Origin of the sequence: Belliella buryatensis (assembly GCF_900188245.1) — a bacterium.
GTDB classification, from domain to species: Bacteria; Bacteroidota; Bacteroidia; order Cytophagales; family Cyclobacteriaceae; genus Belliella; species Belliella buryatensis.
Map to the genome: position 1 here is coordinate 12,509 of NZ_FZOK01000001.1, position 16,568 is coordinate 29,076.

General features: G+C 39.9%; 11 protein-coding genes. 1 reads left to right on the forward strand and 10 read right to left on the reverse strand.

The window, feature by feature from the left end; genetic code table 11:
• Positions 1–174: 174 nt before the first annotated feature.
• The 10 genes from CHB66_RS00050 to CHB66_RS00095 form a co-directional block, all read right to left on the reverse strand.
• A complete protein-coding gene (locus CHB66_RS00050) occupies positions 175–1,317 on the reverse strand; it encodes a geranylgeranyl reductase family protein (RefSeq protein ID WP_089236727.1) in 1,143 nt (380 codons plus the stop codon).
• Between the two features lie 106 nt (positions 1,318–1,423).
• Positions 1,424–1,846 (reverse strand): hypothetical protein, encoded by a 423-nt coding sequence (locus CHB66_RS00055; RefSeq protein ID WP_089236729.1) that lies wholly within the window; start codon positions 1,844–1,846, stop codon positions 1,424–1,426.
• A gap of 25 nt (positions 1,847–1,871) precedes the next feature.
• Positions 1,872–3,317: a SusD/RagB family nutrient-binding outer membrane lipoprotein gene (locus CHB66_RS00060; protein ID WP_170932394.1), complete on the reverse strand. Its 1,446-nt coding sequence runs from the start codon at positions 3,315–3,317 to the stop codon at positions 1,872–1,874.
• 17 nt (positions 3,318–3,334) lie between these two features.
• Positions 3,335–6,538, reverse strand: coding sequence for a SusC/RagA family TonB-linked outer membrane protein (locus tag CHB66_RS00065; protein ID WP_089236733.1), 3,204 nt, complete (start codon positions 6,536–6,538; stop codon positions 3,335–3,337).
• A gap of 766 nt (positions 6,539–7,304) precedes the next feature.
• Positions 7,305–9,530: a sodium-translocating pyrophosphatase gene (locus CHB66_RS00070; RefSeq protein WP_089236735.1), complete on the reverse strand. Its 2,226-nt coding sequence runs from the start codon at positions 9,528–9,530 to the stop codon at positions 7,305–7,307.
• Between the two features lie 317 nt (positions 9,531–9,847).
• Positions 9,848–11,143: a TRAP transporter large permease gene (locus tag CHB66_RS00075; RefSeq protein WP_089236737.1), complete on the reverse strand. Its 1,296-nt coding sequence runs from the start codon at positions 11,141–11,143 to the stop codon at positions 9,848–9,850.
• 1 nt (position 11,144) lies between these two features.
• Positions 11,145–11,633 (reverse strand): TRAP transporter small permease, encoded by a 489-nt coding sequence (locus CHB66_RS00080; protein ID WP_089236739.1) that lies wholly within the window; start codon positions 11,631–11,633, stop codon positions 11,145–11,147.
• Between the two features lie 21 nt (positions 11,634–11,654).
• A complete protein-coding gene (locus CHB66_RS00085; protein ID WP_089236741.1) occupies positions 11,655–12,635 on the reverse strand; it encodes a TRAP transporter substrate-binding protein in 981 nt (326 codons plus the stop codon).
• 26 nt (positions 12,636–12,661) lie between these two features.
• Positions 12,662–13,291 carry a beta/alpha barrel domain-containing protein gene (locus CHB66_RS00090; RefSeq protein WP_245812626.1) on the reverse strand — a complete coding sequence of 210 codons (630 nt, stop codon included), beginning with the start codon at positions 13,289–13,291 and terminating at the stop codon, positions 12,662–12,664.
• 313 nt (positions 13,292–13,604) lie between these two features.
• Entirely contained in the window at positions 13,605–14,600 is a 996-nt protein-coding gene (locus CHB66_RS00095) for a sugar kinase (RefSeq protein WP_089237401.1), read from the reverse strand.
• A 102-nt stretch (positions 14,601–14,702) separates the two neighbouring features.
• Here CHB66_RS00095 and CHB66_RS00100 point away from each other — a divergent pair, with 102 nt between their 5' ends.
• Positions 14,703–16,349: a UxaA family hydrolase gene (locus CHB66_RS00100; protein WP_089236743.1), complete on the forward strand. Its 1,647-nt coding sequence runs from the start codon at positions 14,703–14,705 to the stop codon at positions 16,347–16,349.
• The last annotated feature ends 219 nt before the right edge of the window (positions 16,350–16,568 follow it).

Below are 16,568 nucleotides of genomic sequence, written 5' to 3' on the forward strand. Positions count from 1 at the left end.
AAGAGACTTAATTGTTTATATGATTATCCGCAATGACACCAGTAATTCAATAAAACGAAAGGATCAAGCGGATAATCGTCAACGGACGACGGTCGACAGTCGACAACATCTGAATTTAAGGTGTGTGCGTAATAAAATATGGTTACTGGTGCGAAAGCGGATATACATAATTGTTTATTTAATTAGGAATCCTAAACCTAAATTTTTTATAATTCTATCTTTTACCTCCTTACTCAATTCCAAATGTCCTGTGTAAACATCCGTGATTTTTTCACAGTATCGTTGACCGTTTTGTTTCATAAGGAAATTTCTGATCCTCCTCTGATGATAAAATAGATGTGCTAAATAACCTGTAAACTTCAATTCAGGGAGAAGTCTCAAATTCAATGCTTCTAAATAAGCAATCTCTGCTTGAGAAGGGTTTTGAAAGTTTTCAGCGATAGCTTTTCCAGCAAGGCTACCGGAATAAAGCGCATTTGTGATTCCCTCAGCAGTAAGGGGGTCAGCGAAGCCTGCCGAATCTCCAGTTAGGAACACATTATTCTTAACAAATCCATCTGTCCTTGGAGAAACTGGAACCTGAAAGCCGTGAGCCTGTTCCGAAATTACTTCTTTGATTCCCAAAGTTTTTAAATACTGATAATAATATTCTCTAAGATTAACCTTGCGCTTTTCAAAAGTACCCACTCCGACCGATAAGTGATTTCTCTTTGGAAAACACCAGCCATAGCCTTTTGGTATAGCGTCTATATCGAATCTTGCCTCAGTGGAAAGTCGATCAAATGCTTCTTGATCCACCTCCACTTCATACTCTAAAGCCGGTATAGTTTTTCTAGTTTCCTTCCATCCGGCGAGTTTGGCTGTTGGGCCTAAGACTCCATCTGCTGCAATTACATATTGGCAGAAAATTTCTCCTTGAGAGGTCTCTAATTTTATTTCTTTATCAAAAACGATTGCTTTAAGCTGATGATTTTCTAATAATTCAGCTCCAAACTTCTCTGCCTCTTTGATGATCAATTGATCAAAGCTATCCCGCATCACCATAGTCACCACAGGATAAGGTCGCTTTGCAGAAAGTGGCTCTTTCATATGATCAAAATATATATAAAGGTCATTGAATTCTTTCTCTATCACGTGCGAAATGTCAAAAGGCAGTATTTCCCTTCCGCGAAAAACCAATCCTCCTCCACAGGTTTTGTATCGAGGCAAGGTTTCTTTTTCTAAAATCCCTACTCGCAATCCACCTTTAGCAGCTTCATAAGCCGCCATCCCTCCTGCCGGTCCTGATCCTACTATGACTACATCAAAACTTTTCATCCCGAAATATAACGAGGTTTTGACTATGGTTGGAAGATCTTTTTCAAAAAAAGAAGGCTGCCAATTGACAGCCCTCTATTGGTCTTTGACTGAAGATCAATTTAAATTAACCACCACTCTGAACATTCAAATTAATGTTTCTAGTAGTTGAAAAACCACTTTGAGTAATTAGCTGAAATTGAATTGTCACCGTGGTCCCTGCTGTACCTGAAGGCACTTGATACTGAAATGTCTCTACATAGGAATCTTGGGTATTCCAAGTTGTGAAGCTTCTGGTAGTGATAGTTGTAGCAGTACCTCCACTGATTCTATTCAATCTCAGTTCTGTTGCATTTTCATGTTCTGAGTAGAAATTGACAGTAAAAGTTACTGTTTGACCTTCTGTTGGACTAGTGCTAGAGGCAGTGAGTCCCGAAATAGTACCCACTGCACCGACTATTTCATACTCAGGTTCTACATCTTCCAAGATACAGGAAGTGGCGAATACCATCGTGAGAATAATCGCTGTTATATTGAATATCTTGTTCATATCTTTTTCATTTAGCTATTTTAAATTATCTATCCCAGAATACTCTATCCTGGTTATTTACATTTGGCACGTTCGAAGAGTTATTGACCACTTCTCTATTAGGATAGATAAATCTTCTCGGAAAAGCTCCTTGTGTTGAATTTGAAGGTGAGGGCGCTAGGTTAGGAATACCAGAAACTGTGTTATTAGCTCCTGCTGGTGCCGATCTTCTCCAATCATTCCAAGCTTCAGGCTGAAGAAACAAATCGATGTGCTTTTCAATCAAAATCTTTTCTAAGGTAATAGTAGCCCCAATTTCGCTTCCATACAAAGCAATGTAAGCTGTATTAACACTACCTGTTACTCTTTGAAGGGACGCTGCTACTGCCGCATTGTATGCAGTCGCAGCTCTACCTGACTGACCAGCTCTCAAGGCTGCTTCTGCTTCAATAAACTTCAATTCTGAATAATTCAGAATAGGAGTTGGTGCTTCCCTTCTATTGAGATAAGGGCCTGGAATTACAGAACCTGCAGGTCTAGATGTAGCACCATTTGGAGTCCCTATGTACAAACTTCCCGTAGTAGCTGATACAAAAAACGGTAATCTTGGATCATCTAATCCTGGAGCAATCCTATCTCTTAGTAAATCAATAAAGCGCTGACTGATAGCCACATTATTTTCTCCAAAAGTGGTTTGGAAAAAAGGGAACCATGGCCCAGCAAACTCAGACCCAAAGATCACAATTGGTTGATCAGTATTTGAGGTAAAGGAACCTGCATCGATGGCTGCCAAAGTTGCTGTCGCCGAACCTTGAGGATCTACTTTGCTCAAATGATTATGAAATCGTGCTTTCATAGCTCTTGCCAACATGATCCATCTTGGTCTGGAGTTTTGTCTCCATTGAGCTTCATTGTTCGCTCGGTAAATTAAATCATTGGTACTAGGACTTGTTGAACTTTGTGCATTTAGATCTGTAATCCCTTCATCCAATAACTGCTGAACTCTTTGGTAAAGCTCTGCTGCATCATCAAATCTAGGCTGTCTGATATTATCAAGCTGCAGGGCTTCTGTGTAAGGAATGTCATTCCACAGATCTACTGAATATCCAATAATAATTGCTTCCATAATTTTGGCAGCCCCAGCGTAATGTGTTGCTCCCAATTCGGTGGATTTTTCTTTGATATTTTTGATATTCAATAGACAATTGGCATAGAATCTATTCCAAGTAGCATCACTCATATCAGCGATAAAGGCATAATTATTCACCTGCTGCTGATCTCCTAATACCCCTGTGAGGTATTGCATCAATATGCTCGTAAACTGTGCAGACTCACCATTCAATCCATAAGCGAACGAAGCTGTCACTGCAGGGAAAATCACCTGAATAGACGCATCTGTTGCCTGATTTGGGTTAGTATTGATTTCATCAAAACTCTCGCAAGAGATCAACACAAAGAGCAGAAGTATAAGGGATATAATTTTATTTTTCATTGCTTTCATGTTTTAGGTTAGAAGGACATATTCAAGGTGACGCCATAACTTCGCATATTGGGCGTAGTAAAGGCATCTAAACCTACGACACTATTTGGTCCTGAAAGGTTGGTTTCCGGATCAATACCTCCGTAGTTGGTAAAGAGAAGAAGATTACGCCCATAAACTCCCAGAGATCCTCTACTCATTCCAAGTCTACTGGCTGCGGTGGATGGCAATCTGTAAGAAAGTGTAATATCTCTGAGCCTGATCCAAGATCCATCTTGTACCCATCTCTCAGTCAGCTCCCTTCCGAAAGCTGTAGCTGCTCCAACACCTTGAAAAGCTGCTTGATTAAGTGTAACCGGGATATTATTTGCCTGACCATCATTGTCCCCACCTGGATTTTGAATCACACCATTGAAAACCACTACTTTATTTCTGTCTGTGGTATGTTCTGCTACGCCAGAGCCATTACCCATCCAAAAGGCTGTAACATTGACCACATCTCCACCTTTTCTCACATCCCAAAGCATGGTGAGATTGAAGTTTTTATAATTGAAGTTGTTTCTCCAACCTATCAAATAATCTGGATTAGGATTTCCTACTACTCTTTGGACTGGATCGATAATTGGGAATCCTTGAGGATTGATTAGAATATCACCGTTGTCATTTCTAAGGAAGGCATTCCCGTAAAACAAACCAAATTGTTCACCTGGAACCAGTCTTCTTTGAATCCTAGCTCCAAAAAGGTTGTCAACAATTGGCTCGTCATTAGGAAGTGCATTTACAAAATTCCTGTTTCGAGTAAAATTGACAATCATATCCCAAGAGAAATCTCCTCTATCCATTACGGTACTTGTCAAAACAGCTTCGATTCCTCTATTCTGAATCTCGCCTGCATTGATCAACTGACTTGTAAAACCTGTGGATGCAGGAACTGGCACTGATACAATCTGATCTCTACTGATGGCATTATAATAAGTCACATCTAAGCCTACTCTATTTTCGAAAAGTCTTATATCAGTTCCTATCTCAAAAGTATTTGTGAATTCTGCTCTAAGATTACTATTTCCAGCAGCAGAACTCAACAAGACTCCTCCTACTCCATCAATTGGGAATCTGACACCTCCAGCATATCTTGTTCCAGTGGTAGCGATATTGTAAAAAGTATCTGTAGCAAATGCAGGTGGAATATTACCAGCTCCAGCATAAGAACCTCTTAACTTGGCATAACTAAACGTACTACTTTCAATTTTAAATAAATCAGTCAACACTACGCTCAAGCCCGCACTACCATAAGTGAATGACCGGTTGTTGGATGGCAAGGTTGAAGCCCATTCATTTCTAACTGACAGTTCCAAGAAAATAGAATTCAAATAGCCTAAACTAGCTCTACCAAAAACTGCTTGTGTCATTCTTCGAGTATCATTTTTGGTAAAAATTGGATTCTCTTGGGTATTAGCAATATTAAAAAGACCTGGGATAGCAAAGTTAGTCCCATTCATAAACAGGCTGGCTGTATTGGTACTAAACATATTATGACCAACCAAAAAAGAAGATGTGAAATTTTCGTTCAGATCTTTCGTAGCGGAAATGATCAAGTCTGAGTTTAGAATTTTATCTGTGTATGTATCTTCATAGATTCTACCTCCCAAAGCCCCGCTCGCCGAAATCGCAGCCCCACCTGATGAAGAAGGAGCCCAGATTTGTGTTCTCTCATCATGGGCAAAATCAAATCCCAGTCTATGAGTTATTGTCAGCCACGAGGATGGAGTAATTTCTGTTTGCAGATAAGAAATAAACCTGTTGACATTATCAGTGTAAGGATTGTTATTGACTGTCCAGAATGGGTTATCAGGGCTAAACGGTCGAGAGCCGTCCAACGCTCCTCTAAAGTTTCTTTGTTCACCATTTGGATATACGAATCCTGCAGAATTATCAAATGAAGGTGGAGTCCTATAAAGCCCTTGGATGGCATCAGAGAAGTTGTCGCCTCTACCAAATTTAGTACTTGAGCTATTGACGTAATTTACTGAACCGCCAATTTTTATAATGTCACTCAATTGAGAGTCAGCAGTCAATTTAAATGATGTCCTATTAAAGGTGTTGTTAGGAATAATACCCTCCTGATACATGTTGCCAGCTGATAGATAAAAATTTGATTTATCAGTTGAGGATGATACAGCTACATGGGTATCATTTGTAAATCCATTTTGGAAAAATAACCTTTGATTATCATAGACAGGTACTCTAGGTCCAGCATTTGGGTGATTCATATCTACAATCGTACCACGAGGATCCTTTGCAAATGGGGTGCTTTCATCATATCTCAATGTAGAAATTGGCGCCCCATAATGATTGAAAGTAGTTCCTCCATTATAAACCCCATTATCTCCTTGACTATATTGAAGTTGAGCTGGAAAATAATTCATAATTCTGTCAGTCGAGGTGTTGGTAGAGATATCAACAGAAAAGCCTTTTCTTTTTGAGCCTTTCTTAGTCGTAATCAAAACTACACCTGTAGCTCCTTGAATTCCATAAAGAGAAGTAGCTGCTGGGCCCTTCAATACTGAAATACTTTCAATATCATTGGGATTGATATCAATCGCCCTATTGGCATAATCCACACCACCTGAAGTTCCAATGGAAGCTCTAAAAGAGTTGTTTACAGGCACCCCATCAACTACAAATAAAGGCTGATTTTGACCTGAAATCGACTGAATACCTCGGATTACAATACTGGAGCCGGCTCCAGCCGAACCTCCTTGCCTTGTCACTTGCACACCTGCAACTTTTGCATTGAGCGCATCAACTACATTTTGCTCTCTTGAGGCTACAATTTCTCCAGAGCCAACTTCCTGCTGAGAAAATGCAAGCTTTTTCTTCTCTTGTGTCAATCCAAAAGCAGTCACAACCACCTCTGAAAGCTGCGAGATATCTGGAGCCATTTCAAGATTGATAGTACTCCTATTTCTGACAGACACATTTTGTCGGACAAATCCAATATATGAGAACTCCAAAACAGAATTTCCACTTGGAACTTGGATCGTATAGGTTCCATCAATATCAGTGACTGCACCGATGGTAGTACCTTGAACCAAAATACTGACACCTGGAAGAGGCTCTCCATCCTCCTGTGATGTCACTTTTCCTGATACAGTAATCTGCTGCGCATAAATTGAACTTATGCTAAACAGTAGTAACAGGAAGATTACACTACTTGTACATCTTTTAATCATGTAAACATTTTTATAGGGTTAGTAAATAAAAAGAATCTAAAAAACCGAGATGTAAAATCCCAGACCGACAACAACACTAAAAGCAGATGTTATGCTTTTAGTGAATATGATTTAAGACTGATCCTGTGCTTTTCTACTACAAACTCTTAAAACATAAAAAACACTTCAATCAGGTATATTCTGCAAATTATCACTATGATAATACTTTCACTACCAAAACACACTAACGACAAAAGAAATATACTTATTAATCTAATAAAAATGAAATATGATTATCCGCAATGACATCAGTATGCCATTTTATCACAAATAATCTTGGGGATAATCGTCTTCGGATATTAGTCGATTAGTTGTCTGTACCTCAATTGAACTATATAAAAGAATTTTGTTTGGCTACTGGTTTAAACACATTAAACATGTTTATAACAGCAATAAATTGAAAAAACTAAAGTTTGAGCCAAATTATAACTTGCGCTAGATCAGCAATACACCACTTAAATGGATTTTTTGCTCTTTAAATATGGTTTTGGGAAAAATTGAGCAGAAAAGATAAGTGAAAAAAATAGCCGCTACTTAATAGTAGAGCGGCTATTTAAATATAGATTTAAATGCATGTACGAAACTTTGCCCGTAACGGAAGAAAAAACCGATTTAGTTTAGTTTTGATATCAGATACCAATTGATGTCTTTCAATATCAACTTATAAATCCAATGAATTTGACTTTCTGGCAAAGAAGTGTACAATCAGATAGTTTTAAATCTCAATTTATTTCTTAATCATGATTTTTTCGACTTTTTCAATTTTCTTATCATCTTGATAAGTAATCTCTTTTTTGACTTCTACTTTTTCCGCATCAGCTACACCTCCATGGGGAACTTCTGAAATATGAGGAGCGATTACCAAAGCTACAATTGAAGTTAACTTGATCAGAATGTTCATAGATGGGCCAGAGGTATCTTTGAAAGGATCACCTACAGTATCACCAGTTACAGATGCTTTGTGAGCTTCTGAACCTTTATATTCCATTTTGCCATCAATTTCAACACCCTTTTCAAATGACTTCTTGGCGTTATCCCAAGCACCACCAGCATTATTCTGGAAAATCCCCATCAATACCCCTGACACAGTAATCCCAGCCAACAAACCTCCTAATACCTCTGGACCAAATGCAAAACCTACAATAATAGGAGATAAAAGTGCAATAGCTCCCGGTGCTACCATTTCTCTGATTGAGGCTTTCGTCGAAATTTCTACACATTTTTCATATTCTGGCTTAGCCTTGTACTCCATGATACCTGGAATTTCACGGAATTGTCTTCTCACTTCATTCACCATATCCATCGCTGCTCTTCCTACTGCTGCAATAGCAAGCGAGGAGAAAATAAATGGAATCATGGCACCAACAAACAACCCAGATAACACATCTGCTTTGTAAATATCAATTGAGCTAATACCTGCCAATCCTACATATGCTGCAAACAAAGCCAAAGCAGTCAAAGCAGCAGATGCAATCGCAAATCCTTTGCCAGCAGCAGCTGTAGTATTCCCAACAGCATCGAGTATATCAGTACGCTCACGAACTTCTTTAGGCAACCCAGACATTTCAGCAATTCCTCCCGCATTATCAGCAATAGGCCCAAAAGCATCTATAGCCAATTGCATCGCAGTAGTAGCCATCATCCCTGCTGCAGCAATAGCAACACCATAAAGTCCTGCTGCAAGGAAAGACCCATAAATACCACCTGCCAAAACCAAGATTGGCAATACAGTAGACTCCATACCTACAGAAAGACCTCCGATGATATTGGTAGCATGACCAGTAGATGATTGCTTGATGATAGAATTTACAGGTCTTTTACCCATAGAAGTGTAGTATTCTGTAATAATAGACATCAAAGCACCCACAATCAATCCAATTACGACAGCACCAAATACGCCCATCTTGGTAAATGAAATTGATCCACCTCGAGAAAGCACCAAATCACCATCAGGCAACATGTACTGAATCACAAAATAGGAAGCACCTACTGTCAACAGTATTGAAATCCAGTTTCCTTTATTCAAAGCTGCTTGTACAGAGTCAGTTTCCTTGTTGATCTTCACAAATAAGGTTCCTAGGATAGAGAACATCAATCCTAAACCCGCTATCACCAAAGGCAATAATACTGGAGCAATCCCTCCAAAATTATCCGCAGAAACTATCTCTCTACCCAATACCATAGAAGCCAAAATAGTGGCAACATAAGAACCAAACAAATCCGCACCCATACCAGCTACATCACCCACATTGTCACCTACATTATCGGCAATAGTTGCAGGATTTCTTACATCATCTTCTGGTATACCTGCTTCTACTTTTCCTACAAGATCCGCTCCCACATCAGCAGCTTTGGTATAAATACCTCCACCCACTCTAGCAAAAAGGGCAATAGACTCAGCTCCTAAAGAAAACCCAGCTAAAACCTCAAGCGCAGTGGCCATGGCATCACCATTAACATTGCCTCCTGTAGAAACAACAAACATGTTGTAAAAAAGAATAAATAGTGAGCCCATACCTAAAACGGCCAAGCCAGCTACTCCTATGCCCATCACAGAACCTCCTGTGAAAGAAACTTTCAGCGCTTTGGCCAAACTTGTTTTAGCTGCTTGTGTTGTTCTAACATTGGCCTTGGTGGCAATATTCATCCCCAAATATCCAGCGAATGCAGAAAGAACGGCACCTATTACAAATGAAATGGCTATGATCCAACTTGAGTTTTCTACTAAAGTACCGGACCAGCCTAATATAATTCCTGCGATAACTACAAAGTAAAAAAGCACTTTCCATTCAGCTCGAAGAAATGCCATCGCCCCACGGGCAATATGACCAGCCAATTCTTGCATATTGGCATCTCCAGCATCCTGCTTTGTAACCCAAGCAGATTTGACGGCCATCACAATGAGGCCGAGAACCCCAAGTGCGGGGACCACATACGTAAACATTTGTTCCATAAGAGCTATGATTATTCGGTTTATTGTTTTTTAAAACTGTCCGACAAATATATTATTATTCATTTAGCAAGCAATAGTGAACGAATAATCTTTGGTCTCCCAGAAGTATTCAAAAAGTTTAAAATTTGAAAGTATCCAAGGATTTATCTTTTTAAAGCATTGTTTGAAATAAGTAACACATTAGAAAACAACTCCTTAAAAAACAGCTTCAAAATATTTACAAAAAACACCTACATGGTTTGACAACAAAACAAAAAAAGACTAACCACAGGCTAGCCTCTTACTTCGTTTATTAACCATTGAATCAACGTCTTATATCAGAGACCGAATAATCTTGGGAGCCAAAGCGTCAACCCAGGCCATGCGGTGATGACAATCAATCCTATGATCATTGCAACAAAAAAAGGAAGCAATGGTTTGACAACCTTTTCAATACTTGTCTGAGCGACACCAACACCAATAAAAAGTACCGAACCTACAGGTGGTGTACAGAGACCTATACAGAGGTTCAAAATCATAATAATCCCAAAATGAACAGGATCTATTCCTAAAGCTGTAACTATTGGTAAGAAAATAGGAGTGAAAATCAATACGGCTGGAGTCATATCCATGAAAATTCCGACAAACAGTAAGAGTAGATTGATCAGCAAAAGAACCACCCATACATTGTCACTTACAGAGAGCAATGCAGAAGAAATTGATTGCGGAATATCTTCGCTCGACATTACCCAAGACATACTCATGGATGTAGCAATTAGCAGCATCACTATGGCTGTGGTCTCAGAAGACTTTAATAAAATTGCAGGTAGTTCCCTCCATTTCAACTCTCTATAGAAAAAAGATAGACCTAGCGTATAAATCACCGCAATGGCAGATGCTTCTGTTGCCGTGAACACCCCTCCTACTATTCCTCCCATCACAACCACTAGAAGCATTAAACTTGGAAATGCCCTAAAAAACTTTGCTGTCAATTCCTTTACACTAGTCTTTGTTCCGCCGGGAAGGTTTTTTCTTTTGATAAATATCGCTGCCGTTAGCATCAATAAAAGACCAATAAAGATTCCAGGTACATATCCTGCTACAAACAAGGCAGCAATAGATACACCTCCAGATGCCAATGAATAGACGATCAAGATATTAGATGGCGGAATAATCAGTCCAGTAGTAGAAGAAGTAATATTGACAGCTGCTCCGAGTTCTTTGGGATAGCCTTCCTTTTCCATTCTCTTACCCAAAATTCCTCCTATCGCAGAAGCTGCTGCAGCAGCTGATCCAGCAATAGCCCCAAAAAGCATGGCAGCAATGACATTTACATATAACAACCCACCTGGAAGTCGCCCAGTAATAGCCTTAGCCAGTTCGATGAGCCTGTTGGCAATTCCACCCCTGTTCATGATCTCACCAGCTAGAACAAAGAATGGAATAGCTAAGAGAGAAAAACTATCTAAACCAGTCCCCATTCTTTGGGCAATGGTGGTCGCTGATGGCACAAAAGCCACAGATACCATCAAAGTCAATAAACTAGACAATCCTAAACTCCAAGCAACTGGAACACCTATCCCCATCAAAGTGATAAATGTCAATACGAGTATGATAATGCTGATATACTCCATCTTATGCTATTTTGGGGTTACGAATCAGTAGAAAAGTAAAGCTCAGCTGATAATAGATCACCAACAAGCCAGAAAAAGGAATGACACCGTATACATAGGCTAGTGGAATCTGCAATGTCGCTGATTTTTGTCCTAGCATGTAGGTAATATAGACCAAATTACTACCTCCGAGTACCATGGCAATGACAGCAAAAATAACCACCAGCACATTGATCATAATCTGTAACCTGATTTTAGCTAGACCTTCCAATTTTCTCAAAACGATGTCAATAGCCAAGTGTTGATTCTGACCCGCTACATAGGCCGATCCTAGCATTCCTAGCCATATCAACATATACCTAGAAAGTTCATCTGTAAATGAGCTGGGACTCTGCAGAATATATCTTGATAGAACTTGCCAAGTCACATTCACAACCATTAGCCCCATCAACAAGACCAAAGTGGTAGCGATTACCTTGTCAATTTGATTTTTTGATTTTTCACTAAACATGCTAAAATTCTATTTTCAGATTTATTGGGTTTTTCGAATTTGCGCTACTACTGCTGCTAGTTCTGGCTGAGTCACTTTCAGTTCCTCGTACATACTTTCTACTGCCATCCTGAAACCCTCGTGCTCAGGATACATTATTGTCACTCCAGCTTTTTCCATCTCTGCTAAGGATTCTTCCACTGATTCTGCCCAAATTTTATATTGAAATTCCGCAGATTCATCTGCTGCTTCCTGGAGCCATTGCTTTTCTTGATCAGAGAGTAGATTCCATACTTTGGTACTGATGATCATGATGTCAGGGATAGCAGTATGCTCATTGATAGAATAGAACTTACACACTTCGTAGTGTCGAGATGTAAATAAACTAGGAGGGTTATTCTCCGCTCCATCTACGATTCCTTGCTGCAATGCTGTATATAATTCTCCATAAGACACTGGTGTAGGAGAACCTCCAAAGTTCTTCACCATGTTGATGGCTGTATTACTTTCCATCACCCTAATTTTCAGCCCTTTCAAGTCTTCAGGAGAGTCTACGGGCTTATTTTTGGTGTAAAAACTACGCTTACCCGCATCATAGTAGCAAAGCCCTCTCAGCCAAAAGTCCTCTCCATCTAGTAGAAGTTGCTGACCTATAGGACCTTTCAGAATTAGGTCACGGTGTGCATCATCTTTGAAAAGGTAAGGCATGCTCAACACTTGCAATTTAGGCGCAAAACTTTCCATCACTGCGGAAGAAACTTTGGTCATTCCCAAGCTGCCGATTTGGAGCAATTCTACCAGCTCTCTTTCAGAACCGAGTTGCTGATTGGGGTAAATTTTGATAATCATCTCTCCTTTGGACTTCTCTTCAAGTCGCTTAGCCATAAAAACCATGGCTTCGTGAACTGGATGAGTGACGCCTAGTCCATGACCAAGCTTGATCACACGCACACCTCCAGGGCCTTTGCAAGCAGAGAGCATAAAGAAAGCGATAGCAATAAGGTAGCAAATTCTCAATTTCATTTGCGATGTATTTTGGGTTTGTGGTCCTAAGACCTGATATGCTTGATCAATGTCAAGGTAGTATTAATTTTTTCTTGAAGTATCTCATACTGTCCTTCCGTAATGACTTTTTTGTCAAAAAGCTGAGAACCCATCCCTACACAGAACACGCCTGAAGTAAACCATTCTGACAGATTCTCTTGCGTAGGTTCTACTCCTCCTGTCGGCATGATGCGTACATCAGGCATGATAGACTTTATTGCTTTGATAAACCCTGAACCAAGGAGATTCCCTGGAAAAGCCTTAATCAGCTTTGCTCCTAAAGACTTGGCTTGAAAAACCTCGGTCACTGTAGCACAACCTGGGACCCAAAGTAGTCCTTTCATATTACAAAAATGTGCTACCTCAGGAATTAGTGCTGGGGAAACAATAAAATCAGCCCCCGCATGAATAAAATTCTGAACATCTGCAACAGAAAATATAGTGCCTATTCCCAAATACAAACCTTCAAATTGTTCGCTGTAGATTTTAAGTGCTTTAAAAACCTCGAAGGCATTGGATTCGCGGTTAGTGAATTCAAAAACTCTAACACCTGCTTCATAAGCAGCCCTCAATACTGATTTAGCAACTTCAATATCCTTATGATTGAATACTGGAATCATTCCAGTATCTGACATGCTTTGAAGAATTTTGTTTTGGTGGGTCATTGGTTTGTGGATTTCAGATTTTAGCCCCGAGGGATCGGGGAGATTGTAGATTGAAAGATTATAAGAATTCATCCCGATTGACGAATTTGGAAATTAAACTGTTAGAAAGATCATGATATTACTTAGAGAATCTTTTCGTCTCTACGGGCATAGAATTTTCACCTTTTTTTAATGGCCACAAAGGCACGAAGACACGAAGGGATTATTTTTGATTTGATGACTAATAGTGATTCATCCTTCTTACTTCTTACTTCTTACTTCATCCTTCTTATTTCCCCCCTCCTTACCTTAGGAGTTTGCCAACATGCTCTCCTCTGACCAAAGATTTGACTTCTTCAAGGCTGACAAGGTTGGCGTCACCCGGAATGCTATGCTTCAGCACTGATGCAGCTACTCCAAATTCTAAAGCATCTTGATCAGATAGGTGAAGCAAGCCATAAATCAAACCTGCCATGTATGCATCCCCTCCACCCACTCTGTCTACAATATGGCTCATTTGATATTTTTTGGAGGTAAGGAGGTTTTGACTATTCCATAGAAGGGCACTTAGCTCATTTTCAGAGGCAGAAATTGACTCTCGCTCAGTTGTGGTAATGTATTTGATCTGAGGAAAATCCTTTTTGGCTTGAATGCAAGCTTGTTCATAATCATCCGCTTGAATATCCATACAATTGTCAAAGTCAGCCAAACCAGCAACTATGATCGATGTATACCGAATCAACTCAGGCATAACTTCAAGAGGTCCTTTACCATATTGCCAGAGATTTCTTCTGTAATTGATATCTCCACTGATCATAAGTCCCTTAGAAGAAGCTACTTTCAAAGCTGCCAAAGTCATATCAGCCGCACTTTGAGAAAGGGCAGGCGTGATTCCTGTCCAATGAAACCAATCCGCTCCGTCAAATACACTATCCCAATCTACTTGACTAGCATCAAATTTGGCAAAGGCGGAATCAAATCGATCATAGATGATTTTTGAAGCACGTTGCATGGCTCCATTTTCTAGAAAATAAAGCCCAAGCCTTCCCTCGGATTGATAAACGTAATCTGTCTTGATTCCTACTTGTCTCAAGTATTGGATAGCAGCCCTGCTTAAATCGTGGTCAGGAAAAGCTGTAACATGGTAAGTTTCCAACCCCCATTGAGCCAAAGAAACAGCTACATTTGCTTCAGCACCACCATATACAATATTGAACTGATCGGCTTGAAGAAAACGATCATGACCGAATGTGCTCAATCGCATCATCACTTCCCCAAGGGTAATAACCTTCTTTTTCATCATTTTTTATTTCTGGGAGTTAAATTACTACGATAGAATTTTTTTTTCCTTTTCTTTTGCATAAATTGTGCAATCGATTGCGCAATATAAACAAAAAAATTAATGAACCATAAGTTTTTACAAATTCATCCTGATGACAATGTGTTGGTAGCTTTGACCGATTTGGAAGCGGGAAACATTGTCAATTTCAAAGGAAATGATATACTGCTCAAAAACCAAATTACTGCCAAGCATAAGTTTGCAATAAGCCCAATTGCTCAAGGTAATTATGTCTATATGTATGGATCAATCGTCGGCAAGGCAGTCAGTGATATTGACGCAGGCGAAGTCCTAACAACTACAAATGTGCATCATGAAGCCAATTCTTTCAGTGAAAAAACAGAGACAACAGGATGGATAAGTCCTGATATTAGCAGGTTTGCAAATCGCACCTTCAATGGCTTCCACCGTAAAGATGGGCAAGTAGGAACTGCCAATTATTGGATAGTGATTCCATTGGTTTTCTGTGAAAATAGAAATGTGGAAGTCATCAAAGACGCCTTTGTAGAAGAGCTTGGTTTCAGCAAACCTAACCCTTTCAAAAGCCTTGTGCAACAAATGGCCAGTTTGTACAAATCAGGAAATAAAGCTGCTATTTCCAGTCTCCATGTAGAAGAAGTTCTAGCTGAAAATGAGCAGCGAATTTTCAAAAATATAGATGGTATCAAATTCCTGACTCATCAAGGTGGCTGTGGTGGCATCAGACAAGATTCCGATACGCTATGCGCCCTGCTTGCTGGATACATCAACAATCCTAATGTAGCTGGAGCCACGGTGTTGAGTCTTGGTTGTCAAAATGCCCAGCCTGCCATTCTCCAAGAAAAAATTAATCAAATTAATCCTCATTTCGAAAAGCCTGTGATCTTACTAGAGCAGCAAAAAGAAGGTACTGAGCAACATCTGCTTTCTCAAGCAATCAAGCAAACCTTCCTTGCTATGGCTGAGGCCGATCAGGAAGAGCGGAAACCTGCACCATTGAGCAAATTGACCATAGGGCTAGAATGTGGAGGGTCTGATGGATTTTCTGGTATTTCCGCCAATCCAGCAGTAGGTCATGTCTCAGATTTGTTAGTGGCATTGGGAGGCAAGACTATACTTTCAGAGTTTCCAGAACTCTGCGGGGTAGAGCAAGAATTGATCAACCGATGTGTGAATCACGACATTGCCGAAAGATTCAGCAAATTGATGGTAGCTTATGCTGCATCAGCAGAAGCAGTAGGCTCAGGTTTTGATATGAACCCTTCACCTGGCAATATCAAAGATGGTTTGATCACTGATGCCATGAAGTCATCTGGTGCAGCCAAAAAGGGAGGCAATTCCCCCGTAGTAGATGTATTGGATTATGGAGAATATGTCACCAAACCAGGTTTGAATCTACTCTGCACCCCAGGTAATGACGTAGAGAGCACTACTGCAATGGCTGGCTCAGGAGCTAATATTATTCTTTTCACCACTGGACTAGGTACTCCGACGGGAAACCCCGTGACTCCTGTTATCAAGGTCTCTTCAAATACCAAACTCGCAGAAAGAATGCCCGACATCATCGATGTGGATACAGGTGGAATCATATCAGGTGAAAAAACAATCCCAGAAATGGGCGAAGAAATGCTAGAGTTTATCATCCAAGTAGCTAGCGGTAAAGTCAAAACCAAAGCTCAAAAATTAGGTCAAGATGATTTTATTCCTTGGAAAAGAGGGGTGTCTTTGTAGGGAATAACTGGAGATTTTAGCCCCGAGGGATCGGGGAGATTGTAGATTGTAGATTATAAAAAATGCCAAGTGTTAAGAATTGAAGGTCTTGATGCTTGGCACATTTTCATTGTATAGGGCTTGCTGAAAAAGTCTCAGGTATGCCAGGTTCAAAGCGGGCGAATGAAGATATATACCTATACTTCGAATTAGCCAAATGAAGAAGATGGTATGCCTGAG